Source organism: Pseudomonas fluorescens (assembly GCF_902498195.1).
Lineage (GTDB): Bacteria > Pseudomonadota > Gammaproteobacteria > Pseudomonadales > Pseudomonadaceae > Aquipseudomonas > Aquipseudomonas fluorescens_BU.
In genome coordinates, this window is the sequence record NZ_CABVIY010000010.1 from 1 (window position 1) to 18,074 (window position 18,074).

The 18,074-nt window shown below is 58.3% G+C and carries 19 protein-coding genes; 9 read left to right on the forward strand and 10 right to left on the reverse strand.

Features of this window, described 5'->3' with window-relative positions:
- Positions 1-447: 447 nt before the first annotated feature.
- Positions 448-1,647 carry a tyrosine--tRNA ligase gene (gene tyrS / locus F8N66_RS29660; protein ID WP_150773459.1) on the reverse strand — a complete coding sequence of 400 codons (1,200 nt, stop codon included), beginning with the start codon at positions 1,645-1,647 and terminating at the stop codon, positions 448-450.
- A 210-nt stretch (positions 1,648-1,857) separates the two neighbouring features.
- On the opposite strand from tyrS, the gene F8N66_RS29670 reads away from it, so the two are divergent.
- Positions 1,858-3,276, forward strand: a complete 1,419-nt coding sequence (locus F8N66_RS29670; protein ID WP_150773460.1) for a peptidoglycan DD-metalloendopeptidase family protein — start codon at positions 1,858-1,860, stop codon at positions 3,274-3,276.
- Positions 3,277-3,279: 3 nt separating this feature from the next.
- Positions 3,280-4,371 carry an anhydro-N-acetylmuramic acid kinase gene (locus tag F8N66_RS29675; protein WP_150773461.1) on the forward strand — a complete coding sequence of 364 codons (1,092 nt, stop codon included), beginning with the start codon at positions 3,280-3,282 and terminating at the stop codon, positions 4,369-4,371.
- Positions 4,372-4,438: 67 nt separating this feature from the next.
- Here F8N66_RS29675 and erpA read toward each other — a convergent pair whose 3' ends face one another.
- On the reverse strand, positions 4,439-4,789 hold the full coding sequence (erpA, locus tag F8N66_RS29680; RefSeq protein ID WP_007906865.1) for an iron-sulfur cluster insertion protein ErpA: 351 nt from the start codon (positions 4,787-4,789) through the stop codon (positions 4,439-4,441).
- 167 nt (positions 4,790-4,956) lie between these two features.
- A complete protein-coding gene (argC, locus tag F8N66_RS29685; protein ID WP_150773462.1) occupies positions 4,957-5,991 on the reverse strand; it encodes an N-acetyl-gamma-glutamyl-phosphate reductase in 1,035 nt (344 codons plus the stop codon).
- 135 nt (positions 5,992-6,126) lie between these two features.
- Between argC and hemJ the strand changes: the two genes are divergently transcribed.
- The 6 genes from hemJ to coq7 all read left to right on the forward strand — a co-directional run bounded on the left by hemJ (position 6,127) and on the right by coq7 (position 10,684).
- Complete coding sequence (gene hemJ / locus F8N66_RS29690; RefSeq protein ID WP_150773463.1) at positions 6,127-6,558, forward strand: protoporphyrinogen oxidase HemJ; 432 nt, start codon at positions 6,127-6,129, stop codon at positions 6,556-6,558.
- A gap of 33 nt (positions 6,559-6,591) precedes the next feature.
- On the forward strand, positions 6,592-7,560 hold the full coding sequence (locus tag F8N66_RS29695) for an NAD(P)H-dependent flavin oxidoreductase (protein WP_150773464.1): 969 nt from the start codon (positions 6,592-6,594) through the stop codon (positions 7,558-7,560).
- Positions 7,561-7,635: 75 nt separating this feature from the next.
- Positions 7,636-8,586 (forward strand): DUF805 domain-containing protein, encoded by a 951-nt coding sequence (locus F8N66_RS29700; protein ID WP_150773465.1) that lies wholly within the window; start codon positions 7,636-7,638, stop codon positions 8,584-8,586.
- A gap of 61 nt (positions 8,587-8,647) precedes the next feature.
- Positions 8,648-9,436: an SDR family NAD(P)-dependent oxidoreductase gene (locus F8N66_RS29705; protein ID WP_150773466.1), complete on the forward strand. Its 789-nt coding sequence runs from the start codon at positions 8,648-8,650 to the stop codon at positions 9,434-9,436.
- Positions 9,437-9,516: 80 nt separating this feature from the next.
- Positions 9,517-9,855, forward strand: a complete 339-nt coding sequence (locus F8N66_RS29710; RefSeq protein ID WP_150773467.1) for a histidine triad nucleotide-binding protein — start codon at positions 9,517-9,519, stop codon at positions 9,853-9,855.
- A gap of 181 nt (positions 9,856-10,036) precedes the next feature.
- Positions 10,037-10,684, forward strand: a complete 648-nt coding sequence (gene coq7, locus F8N66_RS29715; RefSeq protein ID WP_150773468.1) for a 2-polyprenyl-3-methyl-6-methoxy-1,4-benzoquinone monooxygenase — start codon at positions 10,037-10,039, stop codon at positions 10,682-10,684.
- A 169-nt stretch (positions 10,685-10,853) separates the two neighbouring features.
- Here coq7 and speD read toward each other — a convergent pair whose 3' ends face one another.
- Positions 10,854-11,648, reverse strand: a complete 795-nt coding sequence (gene speD, locus F8N66_RS29720) for an adenosylmethionine decarboxylase (protein WP_150773469.1) — start codon at positions 11,646-11,648, stop codon at positions 10,854-10,856.
- Between the two features lie 238 nt (positions 11,649-11,886).
- Positions 11,887-12,309 (reverse strand): OsmC family protein, encoded by a 423-nt coding sequence (locus F8N66_RS29725; RefSeq protein ID WP_008061600.1) that lies wholly within the window; start codon positions 12,307-12,309, stop codon positions 11,887-11,889.
- Positions 12,310-12,538: 229 nt separating this feature from the next.
- Here F8N66_RS29725 and crp point away from each other — a divergent pair, with 229 nt between their 5' ends.
- Positions 12,539-13,183 (forward strand): cAMP-activated global transcriptional regulator CRP, encoded by a 645-nt coding sequence (crp, locus tag F8N66_RS29730; RefSeq protein ID WP_150773470.1) that lies wholly within the window; start codon positions 12,539-12,541, stop codon positions 13,181-13,183.
- Here crp and F8N66_RS29735 read toward each other — a convergent pair.
- The 5 genes from F8N66_RS29735 to trpE form a co-directional block, all read right to left on the reverse strand.
- Positions 13,180-13,881, reverse strand: coding sequence for a biotin/lipoate A/B protein ligase family protein (locus F8N66_RS29735; RefSeq protein WP_150773471.1), 702 nt, complete (start codon positions 13,879-13,881; stop codon positions 13,180-13,182). The two genes, crp and F8N66_RS29735, sit on opposite strands and share 4 nt — an antisense overlap.
- Positions 13,882-13,979: 98 nt before the next feature.
- Positions 13,980-14,816, reverse strand: coding sequence for an indole-3-glycerol phosphate synthase TrpC (trpC, locus tag F8N66_RS29740; protein WP_150773472.1), 837 nt, complete (start codon positions 14,814-14,816; stop codon positions 13,980-13,982).
- Positions 14,813-15,862: an anthranilate phosphoribosyltransferase gene (trpD, locus tag F8N66_RS29745; RefSeq protein ID WP_150773473.1), complete on the reverse strand. Its 1,050-nt coding sequence runs from the start codon at positions 15,860-15,862 to the stop codon at positions 14,813-14,815. The genes trpC and trpD overlap by 4 nt, the downstream gene beginning before the upstream one ends.
- A 9-nt stretch (positions 15,863-15,871) precedes the next feature.
- Positions 15,872-16,465 (reverse strand): aminodeoxychorismate/anthranilate synthase component II, encoded by a 594-nt coding sequence (locus tag F8N66_RS29750; protein WP_150773474.1) that lies wholly within the window; start codon positions 16,463-16,465, stop codon positions 15,872-15,874.
- A 112-nt stretch (positions 16,466-16,577) separates the two neighbouring features.
- Positions 16,578-18,059, reverse strand: coding sequence for an anthranilate synthase component I (trpE, locus tag F8N66_RS29755; protein WP_150773475.1), 1,482 nt, complete (start codon positions 18,057-18,059; stop codon positions 16,578-16,580).
- Between the last annotated feature and the right edge of the window lie 15 nt (positions 18,060-18,074).

The following is an 18,074-nucleotide window of genomic DNA, read 5'->3' on the forward strand; positions in this document are numbered from 1 at the left end:
GTTGGTTACATCTTTGATTTCTCGCGGAGTAACTTGTGATGCTGATAATCTGTTGACTAGCAGTCTGATACCACAAGCACCCACACGAATTGCTTGATTCAGTTGTTAAAGAGCGGTTGGTTAAGATCTTTCGTCTCAACCGAGGCGCGCATTCTACAGCAGCCTCATTTGCTGTCAAGTGGTTATTTTCAGAAGTTTTCAAAGTTTCCTTTGTAACTTCAACCACTTGCGCTTCCGATCTCTCGTCAGCGGGAGGCGAATTCTACAGCGTTACACGCTGCTGTCAACACCTCTTTTTCAACTCCCTTTCGGCTTCGATGACCTGAAGCAACTTGCTGTCGAAACCTACGTAACTCATTGTTTACCAAGGAGTTTTCCGTTTCGACTGCGCCGGAAGTGGGGCGAATTATAGACATCTAAAATTCGCCGTCAACCTTTATTTCAGACTTATTCGGATTTGAGCGTAATCCGCGCAAATGCCTTCTTCCCGGCCTGACATACATGGGTAGCGCCCAATGCATATATAAAGGTGCGATCGACAACCTCACCATCTATACGCACACCACCGGAACCGAGAAGATCCCGCGCCACAGCGGAGTTCTTCACCAGGCCAGCCTTATTAAGGACGGCAGCAATCGGCATGTCTTCGGCAGCAGTCAATTCGATCTCAGGCAGATCATCCGGCAGCTCGCCATCCTTCATACGGTTACCCGCCGCACGATGCGCATTGGCCGCAGCCTCTTCACCGTGAAAACGCGCCACAATCTCTTCAGCCAGCTTGATCTTGATGTCACGCGGATTGGCACCCGCCTCCACGTCCGCGCGGAAGGCGTTGATTTCATCCATGGAGCGAAAGCTGAGCAATTCGAAATATCGCCACATCAGCACATCAGGAATGGACACCAGCTTGCCGTACATCACGCCCGGCGCTTCCTGAATACCCACGTAGTTGCCCAAGGACTTGGACATCTTCTTCACGCCATCCAGACCTTCGAGCAACGGCATCGTCAGAATGCACTGAGCCTCCTGTCCATAACCGCGCTGCAACTCACGCCCCATCAGCAGGTTGAACTTCTGATCAGTACCACCCAACTCGACATCCGCACGCAAGGCGACCGAGTCATACCCTTGAACCAACGGATAAAGGAACTCATGGATGGCGATAGGCTGATTGGTGGTGTAGCGCTTATCGAAGTCATCACGCTCCAGCATGCGCGCAACCGTGTACTGCGAAGTCAACCGAATGAAGTCGGCCGGCCCCATCTGATCCATCCAGGTGGAGTTGAATGCCACTTCGGTTTTGGCCGGATCAAGAATCTTGAAGACCTGAGTCTTGTAGGTCTCGGCATTTTCGAGGACTTGTTCACGGGTAAGCGGAGGACGCGTCGCACTCTTCCCGCTTGGATCACCGATCATTCCAGTGAAGTCGCCGATCAGGAAGATCACCTGATGACCCAGCTCCTGGAACTGGCGCAGCTTATTGATAAGCACGGTGTGACCCAGGTGCAAATCCGGCGCGGTCGGATCGAAGCCTGCCTTAATACGCAGCGGCTGGCCGCGCTTGAGCTTTTCAATCAGCTCGGACTCGACCAACAGTTCTTCCGCACCACGTTTGATCAGCGCTAGCTGCTCTTCAACCGACTTCATAACAGACCCGCAAGGCTCAGATTCAAAGGGAACCAACCATACAAGAACGGGCGTCAAATACAAGGTTTGCCCGGCGCACGGACGCCAATCCACGGTCAGAGTGTCCGCAGACTTGCTTCAGAGATGATTTGGTTATATTTTATACAGTTATTTCATATTCATCATGTCATTCATCTTTTCCAATTCATCTTTTTCAAAGTCAAATTACCTATGACCAAAGAATCGTCTAAAGCGCCGCCGCTTTACCCGAAGACCCATCTGCTCGCAGCAAGCGGCATTGCCGCCCTACTGAGCCTGGCGCTTCTGGTGTTCCCTTCCAGTGATGTCGAAGCCAAAAAGACGACCCTGAGTCTTGAACTGGAAAGCCCTGCCGAACAACTGACACAAGACCAAGACGCTGCCGAAGCCGTCCAGGCCACAACCGAGTCGGCAGCTTCTCCTTTCGCACAGATCGATAACAGCGCAGACGAAGCTCAGGAAACCGTTCAGGCAGCGCCTGAACCGGTCATTGAACAAAAGAAGGCGCCAAACCACAGGGAAGTGATAGTCGCCAAGGGCGATACCCTCTCCACGCTGTTCGCGAAAGTTGGCCTGCCAGCCACATCGGTGCATGAAGTGCTGGCCAGCGACAAGCAGGCCAAGCAATTCAGCCAGCTCAAACACGGACAGAAACTCGAATTCGAGTTGAGCCCCGAAGGCCAGCTGACCAACCTGCACAGCAAAGTCAGCGACCTCGAAACCATTACCCTGACCAAGAACGACAAGGGCTACACGTTCAATCGCATTACCGCCAAACCCACCGTACGTTCCGCCTATGTACACGGCGTGATCAACAGCTCGCTGTCCCAGTCCGCCGCTCGCGCCGGCCTGTCTCACAGCCTGACGATGGACATGGCCAGTGTATTTGGCTACGACGTGGATTTCGCCCAGGACATTCGCCAGGGTGACGAGTTTGACGTGATCTACGAACAGAAGGTCGTCAACGGTAAAGCCGTCGGCAACGGCCCGATCCTTTCCGCGCGCTTCACCAACCGCGGCAAGACCTATACGGCCGTGCGTTACACCAACAAACAAGGCAACAGCAGCTACTACACGGCTGACGGCAACAGCATGCGCAAGGCGTTCATCCGCACCCCGGTGGACTTTGCACGCATCAGCTCGAAGTTCTCAATGGGCCGCAAGCACCCGATCCTGAACAAGATCCGCGCCCACAAAGGTGTCGATTACGCAGCCCCACGCGGCACGCCAATCAAGGCGGCCGGTGACGGCAAAGTATTGCTGGCCGGCCGCCGCGGCGGTTACGGCAACACAGTGATCATCCAGCATGGCAATACCTACCGCACGCTGTACGGTCACATGCAGGGCTTCGCCAAAGGCGTCCAGACCGGCAGCAGCGTCAAGCAAGGCCAGGTGATTGGCTATATCGGCACCACGGGCCTGTCTACCGGCCCGCACCTGCACTATGAGTTCCAGGTCAATGGCGTGCACGTCGACCCGCTGGGCCAGAAGGTGGCCATGGCCGATCCGATCTCCAAGGCAGAACGCGCACGCTTCCTAGCGCAGAGCCAGCCGCTGATGGCCCGCATGGACCAGGAGAAATCCACCCAACTGGCCTCGAGCAAACGTTAAGCCATGGCGCTCTATATAGGTGTGATGTCCGGAACCAGCCTCGATGGCCTGGACATCGCGCTGATCGAGCAGTCGCCGGCGATCCGGCTGATCGCCACGCACTACATCCCCATGCCCGAATCCCTGCGCGCCGAGCTGCTTGGCTTGTGCGCCAGCGGTCCGGACGAGATTGCCCGCTCCGCCATCGCACAGCAGAACTGGGTAACACTGGCAGCACAGGGCATTCACAACCTACTGGCTCAGCAGCATCTCAAACCTGAAGACATTCGCGCGATCGGTAGCCACGGGCAGACCATCCGCCACGAACCGGCGCGCGGTTTCACCGTGCAAATCGGCAACCCTGCCCTGCTGACGGAGTTGACCGGCATTACGGTGGTCAGCGACTTTCGCAGCCGCGATGTCGCTGCCGGCGGGCAAGGCGCGCCGCTGGTTCCGGCCTTTCACGAAGCCCTTTTCGAAGAACGGGTTGGTAATCGCGCAGTGCTCAACGTCGGCGGCTTCAGTAATCTCAGCCTGATCGAGCCCGGCAAGGCTGTAGCCGGCTTCGATTGCGGCCCGGGCAACGTGCTGCTGGACGCCTGGATTCACCAACAGCGCGGCGACAACTATGATCATGATGGCCAATGGGCCGCCGCCGGCAAGGTTGAACCGGTCTTGTTGAAGGCGCTGCTCAGCGATCCATTCTTTGTCACCAAGGGCCCGAAAAGTACTGGGCGCGAAGTGTTCAACCTGCCTTGGCTGATGCAGCACCTTGCACCGCTGCCGGCCTTTGCAGCCGAAAACGTACAGGCAACCCTGCTTGACCTGACCGCGCTGACCATCATCGAGTCGCTCCAAAACGCCCAAACGGACACTCAAGAACTGTTGGTCTGCGGCGGCGGCGCGCACAACACGGCGCTGATGAATCGCCTGGCCACCCTGCTGCCGAATGCAACAGTCAGCAGCACCTCCGCCTACGGTGTAGACCCGGACTGGGTAGAAGCCATGGCCTTCGCCTGGCTGGCCCACTGCTGCCTCGAAGGCATCGCGGCCAATCGACCAAGCGTTACCGGTGCCCGCGGTCTGCGCGTACTGGGCGCGATCTACCCCGCCTGATCACCGGACAGCAAAACGCCGCAAGACCGTGAGGCCATGCGGCGTTTTGATGGAACCGTTGCGCTGATCAGATCGAGAACGAAGAGCCACAGCCACAGGTGGTGGTTGCATTCGGGTTCTTGATGACGAAACGCGAACCCTCCAGGCCTTCCTGGTAATCCACCTCGGCTCCTGCCAGGTACTGGAAGCTCATCGGATCGACAACCAGACTCACACCTTCGCGCTCGACGATGGTGTCGTCATCGGCCACTTCTTCATCGAAGGTGAAGCCGTACTGAAAACCTGAACAACCGCCGCCCGTAACGAATACGCGCAGCTTCAAGCGATCATTCCCCTCTTCATCGACCAGGCTCTTCACCTTGTGCGCGGCACCGTGGGTAAATTGCAAAGCCGTGGGGGTGAAGGATTCGACGCTCATGCTGACTATCTCCCGGCGTTACGCCGCCATAATGCGTGATGACGCGCATTATCCGCTTGTCCTAGAAAATCGGTCAACTATTGTTATGGTATATCAACCATCCCAATCGCCAGCCCGGAATGCAAAAAGACCCGTTCAACGGGCCTTTTTGCTGTGAGGCGTAAAGCTTACGGCAGCATGCCGGCGTGGGAGAGACCAAAGCGCTCATCCAGCCCGAACAGAATGTTCATGTTCTGCACCGCCTGGCCCGACGCACCTTTGACCAGATTGTCGATCACCGACAACACCACCACCAGATCACCATCCTGTGGACGATGCACCGCGATACGGCATACGTTGGCTCCACGTACGCTGCGGGTTTCCGGGTGACTGCCGGCCGGCATGACGTCGACGAACGGCTCATTGGCATAACGCTTTTCAAACAGTGCCTGCAGATCGACCGAGCGATCCACTACGGTTGCGTAAAGCGTCGAGTGAATACCACGGATCATTGGCGTCAGGTGCGGAACGAAGGTCAGGCCAACGTCCTTGCCAGCGGCACGACGCAGCCCTTGGCGAATTTCCGGCAAGTGACGATGCCCTTTGACGGCGTAGGCCTTCATGCTTTCCGAGGTCTCGGAGTACAGCGAACCTACAGCCGCACCACGCCCGGCACCGCTGACACCGGACTTGCAGTCGGCGATCAGGCGCGAAGCATCAGCCAGGCCCGCTTCGAGCAGTGGCAGGAAACCCAATTGCGTAGCGGTCGGATAGCATCCCGGCACCGCGATCAGGCGTGCCTGCCTGATTTGCTCGCGATTGACTTCCGGCAGACCGTAGACCGCCTCTTCCAACAACTGTGGCGCACCGTGCGGCTGGCCATACCATTTGGCCCATTCATCCGCATCTTGCAGGCGGAAGTCCGCAGACAGGTCGATGACCTTGGTTCCGGCCGCCAGGAGTTCACCCGCCAGGGCGTGCGCGACGCCGTGAGGTGTTGCAAAGAACACCACGTCGCAAGCGCCCAGGGTCTTGATGTCCGGAACGCTGAACGCCAGGCCGTCGTAGTGGCCTCGCAGGTTCGGGTACATGTCGGCCACGGCAAGGCCAGCCTCGGATCGGGAAGTGATGACAACCACTTCAGCTTGCGGATGTTGTGCCAACAGACGCAGCAGTTCGACACCTGTGTAACCCGTGCCGCCGACGATACCGACCTTGACCATAAACCTGCCCTCAACGAACCCACTGGAAAGCCGTCGATAATAGGGGCCGCGCGCGCCTGCGACAACCGGCAAGGTGACGACCGGAGGCTCAAGCGCCTACTATCCGGGCTACCGTGAACCTGGGAATAACTAAAAATGCTCTATCTGTGGCTCAAAGCTTTTCACATCATCAGCGTCGTGTGCTGGTTTGCCGGCCTGTTTTACCTGCCGCGCCTGTTCGTTTATCACGCACAAAGCGAGGATACGGTCAGCAAGGAACGCTTCAGTGTCATGGAGCGCAAGTTGTATCGCGGCATCATGGGCCCGGCAATGATTGCGACACTGATCTTCGGCGGATGGCTGATCAGCCTCAATCCGGGCGCGTATTTCAGCCAGGGCGGCTGGATGCATGCCAAGTTGACCCTGGTGGTGTTGCTGATCGGCTACCACCACATGTGCGGTGCCCAGGTGAAGCGTTTTGCCCGTGGCGAGAACACCCGCAGCCATGTCTTTTATCGCTGGTTCAATGAAGTGCCGGTGCTGATATTGCTGGCTATCGTAATTCTGGTCGTCGTTCGACCGTTCTAAATCCAACAGGCACCACTCACCGGGGGTATTCCAATGTCGCTGCCCGCTCTGCTCGAACAACGTTTGCGCCTGCCCGTGGTGGCAGCGCCGATGTTTCTTATTTCCAATCCGCAACTGGTACTCGCCTGCTGCCGCAATGGTGTAGTTGGCAGCTTTCCGGCGCTGAACCAGCGCGAGAGCAGCGGTTTCAAGGCATGGCTGGAAGAAATCGAAGCCGGGCTGGCGACACTGGACAATCCCGCGCCGTATGCAGTCAACCTGATCGTCCACAACAGTAACCCGCGCTTGCAGGCGGACCTGGAGATCTGCGTCGAGCACAAAGTGCCAATCGTGATCACCAGCCTTGGCGCCGTGAAAGAAGTGGTCGATGCCGTCCACAGCTACGGCGGCCTGGTGTTTCACGACGTGACGACCCGCCGCCATGCCGAGAAAGCCGCTGAAGCCGGCGCGGATGGTTTGATCGCCGTCGCCGCGGGCGCCGGCGGACATGCCGGGACCTGGAGCCCATTCTCCCTGGTTGCCGAGATCCGCCAATTCTTCGACAAGACGTTGCTGCTGGCCGGGTGCCTGAACCACGGCCACGAAATTCTCGCGGCGCAATTGCTCGGTGCGGACCTGGCCTACTTCGGAACGCGATTTATCGGAACCACCGAAAGTCATGCGCCTGACGCCTACAAAGAGATGCTGCTGACTTCAAGAGCCGCCGACATCATCCATACTCCCGCCGTCTCGGGCGTGCCGGCGAGTTTCATGCGCCAGAGCCTGGAAGCCGCCGGTTTCGACATGCTGGCGCTGCAAAACAAGGGCGAGGTCAACTTCGGCTCCAAGCTCAAACCGTTGAGCGACGAAGCCAAAGCCTGGAAAACCGTGTGGTCAGCGGGCCAGGGTGTCGGCGAGATTGATGACTTGCCGAGCGTCGATCAATTGGTGGCGCGCCTCGACGCCGAGTATCGCAAGGCGCTGGAACAGGCCACGCAACTGCGGCAGCGCTGGCCGCGCTGAAAGAAATCGGGCTAGCGGCGCCTGGCTGGCCCTACACTCATTGCTTTGAAGACTCGCGACAAGGATGCCTCGACCATGAGCGAACCCCGTTACAAAATAGTTTTCGACGGTGCTCTGCAACCCGGCGTCGAAATCAACACGGCCAAGCTCAACCTGGCCGAACTGTTCAAAAGCGATGTAGCCGCCATCGAGCGCCTGTTCAATGGTCGCGTCGTCGCACTCAAGCGTGATTTGTCTCAAAGCGATGCACAAACCTATCTTCAGGCCTTGAGTAAAACCGGCATCGACGCGCGAATCGAACCCGAAACGGTGATCGAATTGAACCTGTCGGACGTGGATGATCACGGCTACGCGGCACAGGAACATGACTCACCCTATGCTCCGCCCCGGGCCAGCGTCGGCGAAAACGCCTCCGGGTTCGCCGCCCTCAAGCCGTTTAGCGTTGAAGGACGGATCGGCCGCCTGCGCTTTCTGGCCTGGACCCTGGTGCTGAGCCTGGTGACCCTGCCCATTGTCGGTGTGCTCGCGCTCATCGGCCTCGGACTGGTCAGCAGCGACTCGACCACTGGCTTGATCATCGGCGGCATCTTTGCGTTCTTCCTGTTCCTCACGTTCGTAATTGTCAGCATCCTGTTCACCGTTCAGCGCCTGCACGATATCGGCTGGTCGGGCTGGCTCTGGCTACTGAATCTCGTCCCCTTCGTGGGCAGTTTTTTCCCGCTGGTGATCATGGTTATGCCAGGCAATACCGGGACCAACCGCTACGGGCCGCCTCCCCCGCCCAACAGCACAGCCGTCAAAGTGCTGTGCTCATTGTGGATTGTGTTCATTGGCCTGTTTTTCGTCGGCGCAATGCTCGGGGGCATCTCCACGATCCAGCAGGAATATGAAAGCAGCCTGGAAAGCAGCTATCAGAGCGGTTCGGTCACCGTCGACGAAATCGACGTGGAGACACAATCGCCAGCAAATTCAGCCGAGGATGCAGCCGAACAAGCCCAGCCCCCTGTAGACTCCGCGCAAGAATGAACAGCGCTCCCTGCCCGTGACACCTGCGACACGGCGCGGAGCTGTTGCGATGGAGAACAGCATGACCCGTTACGCTCTGATCACCGGCGCTTCCAGCGGCATCGGCCTGGCGATGGCCGAAGCACTGGCTCGGCGTGGCCGCAGCCTGATACTGCTGGCCCGACAGCGTGATCAGCTGGAAAGTATTGCAATCGAACTGACTCAACGTTTCGGTGTGGAAGTATTGTTTCGTGCCTGCGACCTGGGCGAACCCCTGCGGCTTTCCGGATTCCTCCTGGAACTTGAAGAAGGCGACCGGCAGATCGACTTGCTGGTGAACTGCGCCGGCATCGGCACTTGTGGCCCGTTCCTCGCGCAGGACTGGATGACCGAACAAGACCTGATCGAAGTGAACATCCTGGCACTCACCCGCCTGTGCCATGCCATCGGTAACAGCATGGCGTTGCAGGGCGGAGGGCAGATCCTGAATGTCGCCTCGGTCGCCGCCTTCCACCCCGGCCCGTGGATGAGCACTTACTACGCAAGCAAGGCGTATGTATTGCACTTTTCCGAAGGGTTGCGCGTCGAACTGAAAAAATGCGCAGTTAAAGTCTCCGTGCTCTGCCCTGGCCCGACCCGCACAGCGTTTTTCCGAACGGCGCAGTTGAACGCGGACAAATTGGCCGACAGCAAACTGCTGATGAGCCCGGAAGAAGTTGCGCTCTATACCGTCCGCGCCCTGGAGAAAAATCGCGCGATCATTATTCCCGGACGACGCAACCGCTGGTTCGCGGCCCTGCCTCGCTTCGGCTCGCGCTGGCTGATCCGGACCATCACCGGCATGGTTAACAAGGCTTACTGTCCGCGCTGAAATGTCCTACGGTAAATTACTGGGCTGGTGCATTCCCCATGAGTACACTCAGGCCAGCCCATACAACGGAGAAAACAGCTGTGGATACTCTGTTCACCAAGATCATCAACCGGGAAATCCCGGCGAAGATCATTTACGAGGACGACCAGGTACTGGCCTTCCACGATATCGCCCCACAGGCCCCCGTGCATTTTCTGGTCATCCCGAAAAAGCATGTACGCACCTTGAACGACCTGACAGAGGACGACAAGGCACTGGCCGGGCACATTCTGTTCACCGCCCAGCGCCTTGCACTCGAGCTGGGTTGCGAAAAAGGCTTCCGCGTTGTCATGAACTGCAATGACGAAGGTGGACAGACCGTCTATCACATTCATATGCACGTGCTGGGTCAGCGCCAGATGCATTGGCCGCCGGGCTGATAGCGCGCCCCTCAAAAGATCGCAGCCTCCGGCAGCTCCTACAGTTGTACGCGGTCCCATGTAGGAGCTGCCGGAGGCTGCGATCTTTTGATCTTGATTCAGCCGACCTCAATGACCCAGCGCAAACCTTCCCCCGCCGATTGAGTTAAACTGGCCGTCGAGATTTTTCCCGGAGGTCAGCATGACTACCCAACGTCACTACTCGCCCATTGACCGCCTTCTGCTGCAAGCCGATGCCGCGATGCGTACCTTGCTGCCCTTCAGTGGCCAGCCATACCGTCCGTCTCCCGCCATTGTCCAGCCTGACGCCAAAATGAGCGACGAAGACACCCGGCACGTTGCCGGCCTGATGCGCATCAACCATACCGGTGAAGTGTGCGCCCAGGCGTTGTACCAAGGGCAGGCGTTGACCGCCAAGCTGCCGCAAGTGCGTGCCGCCATGGAGCATGCCGCCGAAGAAGAGATCGACCATCTTGTCTGGTGCGAGCAACGCATCAAACAGTTGGGAAGTCACACCAGCATTCTCAATCCACTGTTCTACGGCATGTCCTTCGGAATCGGCGCGGTCGCGGGGCTGATCAGCGATAAGGTCAGCCTGGGTTTTGTCGCGGCGACCGAAGATCAGGTGTGCAAACACTTGAACGAACACCTTGAGCAACTGCCGGCTGAGGATGAAAAGTCCCGGGCGATTCTTGAGCAGATGCGCATTGATGAAGAGCAGCATGCCGAAAGTGCGCTGGATGCCGGCGGGTTTCGTTTTCCGGCGCCGGTGAAATTCGGGATGAGTTTGATGGCCAAGGTGATGACCAAGAGTACGTATCGGATCTGACAATGCGTCGTTCTTGAGGGCCTCTTCGCGAGCAAACCCGCTCCTACGCTGAAATGCGTTCCAATGTGGGAGCGGCTCGCTCGCGATAGCCATCGCAGGGTCCATCAGATCAACCGCAATAAAAAAGGCGACTACCGTGAGGGAGTCGCCTTTTTTGTGCATCAAAATCTTAGTTCGGCATGTTGCGTGCGTAGAAGATTTCGAGCATTTCGTGTTTCACACGATCGGTCACCTGAGCGCGCTGCTCGACAGACAGGTTGCTGGTGGCGTCGCCGAACAGGTAGTTATCCAGTTCGAAGTTCTTCAACAGCATTTTGGTGTGGAACAGGTTTTCCTGGTACACGTTCACGTCGGTCATCTGGTACGCGTCGCGGGTGTCGTCGGAGAGGTAGTTCTGAATCGAATTGATCTCGTGGTCGATGAAGTGCTTCTTGCCTTCAACGTCACGGGTAAAGCCGCGCACACGGTAATCCACGGTCACAATGTCCGAATCGAACTGGTGAATCAGGAAGTTGAGCGCTTTGAGCGGTGAAATGACCCCGCAAGTCGACACGTCGATATCCACACGGAAGGTGGCAATACCGTCGTCCGGATGGATTTCCGGGTAGGTGTGCACCGTGATGTGGCTCTTGTCGAGGTGGGCCAGGATGATTTCGGGCAACGGGCCCGGGGACTCTTCGATCTGGCTGTCGGTCGGGGTTACCGGCTCTTCAGAGATCAGAATCGTGACGCTGGCGCCCTGTGGCTCGTAGTCCTGACTGGCGATGTTCAGGATGTTGGCACCAATGATATCGACAACTTCTGTGAGGATCTGCGTCAGGCGCTTGGCGTTGTACTCTTTATTGATGTACTCGACGTAAGCCTGTTGGTCTTGCGGGGTTTCCGCGTAGCAGATGTCATAGATGTTGAAGCTCAAGGTCTTTGTCAGGTTATTGAACCCGTGGAGCTTGAGTTTGCTTTTCACCGTTAAAAACTCTCTATGTATTGCGGCCCGGCCGCGTGATCAAGCATGCCCGTCAGATGCGAACGACGCACCTGCGTAGGACGGTTAACACCTCTTCGCGATGGCGATTTTGGTTGTCTGTTCGGGTGTGCGGCCTGTCGGCTGATAGGCCACGACCCTGAAAAAAGTGGCGCATTATGCAGACGTCAGCAGGGGATCGCCAGAGTCTGCACTGCTTTTATGATAGTTGAATGTCGATTCAACCGAGTTCGATGATTTCGTAGTCGTGGGTGATCTCGACACCGGCGGCGCCCAGCATGATCGACGCCGAGCAATATTTTTCAGCAGACAGCTCGATGGCGCGCTTGACCTGGGCTTCTTTCAGCCCGCGCCCCTTGACCACGAAGTGCATGTGGATCTTGGTGAAGACCTTCGGATCTTCGGTTGCACGCTCTGCTTCGAGGAAGGCTTCGCAGCTTTCCACAGCCTGGCGGGATTTCTTGAGGATGCTGACCACATCGAAATTGCTGCAACCGCCAACACCCAGCAGGAGCATTTCCATCGGCCGGACACCCAGGTTACGACCACCGGCATCGGGTGGGCCGTCCATGACCACCACATGACCGCTGCCGGATTCGCCCAGGAACATGGCTTCGCCAGCCCATTGGATGCGTGCCTTCATCGCCAAGACTCCACTGTATAAAAAAGGGTCGCCAGCTTAGCACAGGCCCTATGATTGACAGCGTTTGCCTTCCTGGGTCATATCCAACCATCGTGCAGGTAAATGCTCGAATGTTGCAGGAAGTGTCTGTTAAGCTGACGCCAATTCGCTGGCGCATAGCCAGCTTCGCTGCAGCTGCCACAATTCATAAAAAACCAAACATACCGTGCAGTCTTTTCGGGATACAACCATGGTTGCTATTGCCCCCACACCCAAGATCAAGAACCTCGACAAACTGCTGATGCATTGCCAGCGCCGTCGCTATCAGGCCAAGAGCAACATCATTTGTGCCGGTGACCGTTCGGACACACTGTTCTTCATCATTAAAGGTTCGGTCACGATCCTGATCGAGGATGATGACGGCCGGGAAATGATCATCGCCTATCTGAACGGCGGGGACTTTTTCGGCGAACTGGGGCTGTTCGAACAAGCAGGCCTGGAGCAGGAACGCAGCGCCTGGGTGCGCGCCAAGGTCGAATGCGAGGTTGCGGAAATCAGCTATGCAAAATTCCGTGAACTGTCACAGCAGGATCCAGACATTCTTTACGTGTTGAGCGGACAAATCGCACAACGCCTGCGAAACACGACCCGCAAGGTGGGTGACCTGGCGTTTTTCGACGTGACCGGTCGCGTTGCGCGCTGCCTGCTGGAACTGTGCAAGCAACCCGACGCAATGACTCACCCCGACGGCATGCAGATCAAGGTAACGCGCCAGGAAATAGGCAGGATTGTCGGGTGTTCGCGGGAGATGGTCGGTCGCGTGCTCAAGGACCTGGAGGAACGCAACCTGGTGGACGTCAAAGGCAAGACCATGGTGGTCTTCGGAACACGCTAAGCGTTGAACATTTGTGCCAGCATTTTCCGGAAGAGTTCGTCGAGGCGTGCCAGTGCATCCGGTGCCGCGAATTTCTCATGCAGGGCGATGTGGCTTTCAGCCCGCACCCGTGGCTCCAGACCGCAAGCCTCGTTGAACCGATTGACCGCAGCGACCATCGACTCACGCTCGTTATCCAGCAGCATTGCACCGTGCACCAGTCCAACCGGGCGCTGCCCGCCCTGACTCTGGCGCCAGCGCTGAGCAGTGCCAACCATCTTGCGCCCATCCAGATTGACGTTGAAGCGGCCATCGCAAAACGCGCCTTCGATTTCGCCCAGCGACGCCGTCCCACCCAGCTCATCCAGCAACTGACAGATTGGATCGCACAGACGCCGGTAACCGGACTCGATGCGGTTCAGATCACCTTCGCTGCGCGGTAGCGCGTAAACCAGTGCGATATTGATCGTAGACGCTGATTGCGGCACTGGTTCGCCACCTGTTTCGCGTAACAGCACTGGCCAACCGGCAGCAGCGGAGACTTCGCAGGCGTGATCGAAGCCGGGCAGGCGATTCAAGCGGCGCGGCATGACCAGCGCCCGATCGCTCGGCTGCCAGAAGAGCAGGCCGAATTCAGTGCCGCCGGCGCAGACCGATGCCAGCAGATCCTGTTCGGCTTGCAGGCCGGCTTCGATGGTCAGGGAGGTTGGAAGCGGCATGGACTACTCCGGCAGACTCAAGGTCATTGGGAAATTTGAGGGCACCATCGCGGGCAAGCCCGCTCCCACAGGGAATCGGGTTGCCTGCAAACTGTTTTTCAGTCGAGGGTCGAGCCGCTGACCGGAACGCCACGTTCAGGGAAGAACAGACGCTGCAACTCAGTACCCGGGCTCTCTGCACGCATGAACGCTTCGCCAACCAGGAACGCGTACACGTCGCTGATTTCCATCAGTTCGACATCGGCGCGATTGAGAATCCCGCTTTCAGTGATTACCAGGCGATCACGAGGAATGCGCGGCAACAGGTCGAGAGTGGTTTCGAGGCTGACATCGAAAGTGTGCAGGTTACGGTTGTTCACGCCGACCAATGGCGTGTCGAGGATTTTCAAGGCCCGCTCCAGCTCATCGCCGTCGTGGACTTCCACCAGTACATCAAGTCCGACGCCTTTTGCCACGGAGGCCAGCTCAGCCATTTTCACGTCGTCCAAGGCGGAGACGATCAACAGCACGCAATCGGCGCCCAGGGCGCGGGCTTCGACGATCTGGTACGGATCGATCATGAAGTCCTTGCGGATCACCGGCAGCTTGCATGCCGCGCGAGCTTGCTGCAGGTAGGCATCGGCACCCTGGAAGTAATCGATATCGGTCAGCACCGACAGACAGGTCGCACCGCCCTTCTCGTAGCTTTTGGCAATGTCGGCGGGAACGAAGTTCTCGCGGATCACGCCTTTGCTTGGCGAAGCTTTCTTGATTTCAGCAATCACGGCCGGCTGTTTCAGCTTGGCCTGAGCCAGCAGTGCCTGCGCAAACCCACGGGGTGCATCGGCCGCCTTGGCCAGACTTTCCAGCTCGGCCAAGCTGACGCGAGCGCTACGCTCGGCAACTTCCTCGACCTTGCGCGCCAGAATGTTTTCCAGAACCGTCGGTACACTCATCCCTCATTCTCCACTTTGAATACCGCGGTAAACGCACCCAGCTCCTCGAGTTTCTCCCGAGCCAGACCTGTGTGCAGCGCATCATGCGCCAGGGCAACGCCCTCCTTCAGACTGCTGGCCACATCCGCGGCGTACAGAGCGGCACCTGCATTGAGCATGATCATCTCGGCGGCTTTCTGACCGTTCTCGGTCTTGCGCTTGCCCAGTGCATCGCGAATCAACTCAAGCGATTGTGCCGGACTGTCAACCACCAGGCCGAACAGGCTCTGGCTCTTTATACCGAGGTCTTCTGGCTGAACCCAATATTCGGTTATTGCGTCATTTTTCAGCTCGGCGACGAAGGTCGGAGCCGCCAGGCTGAATTCATCCAGACCGTCCTGAGAGTGCACCACCAGCACGTGTTTGCTGCCCAGGCGCTGCAAAACCTCGGCTAACGGCCGGCACAAGGCCTGGGTAAATACACCTACCACCTGATGTTTCACGCCAGCCGGATTCGTAAGCGGGCCAAGCATGTTGAACAGGGTACGCAAGCCAAGATCCTTGCGCGGGCCGGCGGCGTGCTTCATGGCACTGTGGTGCGTCTGGGCGAACATGAACCCGATGCCGACGTTATCGATGCAGCGCGCCACCTGGACAGGGGTCAGGTTCAGATAGATACCGGCCGCCTCCAGCAAGTCGGCACTGCCGCTTTTGCCCGAGACTGCACGGTTGCCATGCTTGGCCACCGTGCAACCGGCCGCCGAGACCACGAAGGCAGAGGCGGTCGACACGTTGAAAATATTGGCGCCGTCACCGCCGGTACCCACCACATCGACGACGCCGTCGAGGGTCTTGAGTTCGACCTTGTCCGCCAGCTCGCGCATGACCGACACGGCGCCAACGATTTCATCGATGCTTTCGCTCTTCATGCGCATGGCCATCATGAACGCACCGATCTGCGCGTCCGTGCATTGCCCGGTCATGATTTCGCGCATCACATCGCGCATTTCTTCGGTGCTGAGGTCGAGATGGCCGACGATACGGCTCAGGGCTGTCTTGATATCCATGGGAAGTCCTTAGCGCGTGCCGCCGGTTTGTTTGAGGAAGTTGGCGAAGAGCTCGTGGCCCTGCTCGGTCAGGATCGACTCGGGGTGGAACTGCACGCCTTCAATGTTCAGGGTCTTGTGGCGCAGGCCCATGATCTCGTCGACCGAACCGTCTTCGAGCTGGGTCCAGGCGGTCAGTTCGAGGCATTCGGGCAAGGTTTCGCGCTTGACGATCAATGAATGATAGCGGGTAACCGTCAATGGATTGTTCAGGCCTTCGAAGACGCCCTTGTCTTCGTGGAACACCGGGCTGGTCTTGCCGTGCATGACCTGGCGGGCGCGGACGACATCACCACCAAAGGCCTGGCCGATGGACTGATGGCCAAGGCAGACGCCGAGAATTGGCAGCTTGCCGCCAAAGTGCTTGATCACGTCAATCGACACGCCGGCTTCGGTCGGGGTGCAAGGACCAGGGGACACGACGATGCGCTCAGGGTTGAGGGCTTCGATTTCAGCAATGGTCAGTTCATCGTTGCGCACGACTTTGACCTGGGAGCCCAGCTCACCAAGGTACTGCACAACGTTGTAGGTAAAAGAGTCGTAATTATCGATCATCAGCAACATGGCGTTTAGAACCTCTTGAATTCACTGACTTCTAGTGCAGCCTTCGGGTGAACACCCGCCGCGGCCTGCACTTGATCGGTCAAGGCGGCCAGCAGGCGGTTCAGTTCACGGGTCAGCCTTGCGGAGTTTGTTCAGCCAGGGCAACGGCGCGGAACATTGCGCGGCGCTTGTTCAGGGTTTCTTCCCATTCCAGCGCGGGCACCGAGTCGGCGACGATGCCACCACCGGCCTGCACATGCAGCTCGCCGTTCTTGATCACCGCCGTGCGGATCGCAATGGCGGTGTCCATGTTGCCGTTCCAGGCGAAGTAGCCGACGGCGCCGCCGTAGACACCGCGCTTGACGGGTTCCAGTTCGTCGATGATTTCCATGGCGCGGATTTTCGGCGCGCCAGACAAGGTGCCAGCCGGCAGGATCGCCCGCAGTGCATCCATCGCCGTCAGCCCGGCCTTCAACTGGCCAGTGACGTTGGACACGATGTGCATCACGTTGGAATAACGCTCGATGACCATTTTCTCGGTGAGCTTCACCGAACCGACTTCCGACACCCGGCCAGTGTCGTTGCGACCCAGGTCGATCAGCATCAAGTGTTCGGCGATTTCCTTGGCGTCCGACAGCAGGTCTTTTTCCAGCGCCAGGTCCGCCTCTTCGTTGGCCCCGCGCGGGCGAGTGCCGGCAATCGGGCGCACGGTGATCAGGTTGTCTTCGACCCGCACCAGCACTTCCGGCGAACTGCCGACGACGTGGAAGTCGCCGAAGTTGAAGAAATACATGTACGGCGTCGGGTTGAAGCAGCGCAGTGCCCGGTACAGATCGATGGGCGCAGCCTTGAAGTCGATCGACATGCGCTGGGACGGCACGACCTGCATGCAGTCACCGGCCAGGATGTATTCCTTGATGGTGTCGACGGCTTTTTCGTAATCGTCCTGAGTGAAACTCGAACGGAACACCGGGTCGGCCGAGTGCTGCTTGCTGAAATCCAGGCCACGGCGCGGGGTGATCGGCTGGCGGAGTTTTTCCAGCAGTTCTTCCAGGCGTGCGCGACCTTGCTCGAAGGCGTCTTCCTGCGCCGGATCGGCGAGGACGATCGCGTGCATCTTGCCGGCGAGGTTGTCGAAAACCACCACCGCGTCGGAAACCATCAGCAGAATGTCCGGCACGCCCAGCGGATCCGGGTTCGGGCATTTGCCCAGGCGCTTTTCCACATAACGCACGCAGTCGTAACCGAAGTAACCCACCAGGCCGCCGTTAAAACGCGGCAGGCCGGCGATGGTCGGCACGTTGTAACGGGCCTTGAAGGCTTCGACGAAGGCCAGCGGATCTTCGACGTCATGGCTTTCAGTCTCGACGCCGTCAACGGTCACGCTGACGTGATGATCATGAACCCGCAACACGGTACGGCACGGCAGGCCGATGATCGAATAACGGCCCCATTTTTCACCGCCTTGTACCGACTCCAGCAGGTAGGAGTTGGGCTTATCGGCCAGTTTCAGGTAGATCGACAGCGGCGTGTCGAAGTCGGCCAGGGTTTCGCAGGCAAGCGGGATGCGGTTGTAGCCGGCAGCGGCCAAACGCAGGAATTCTTCGCGGATCATGAGGTGCCTCGTGGC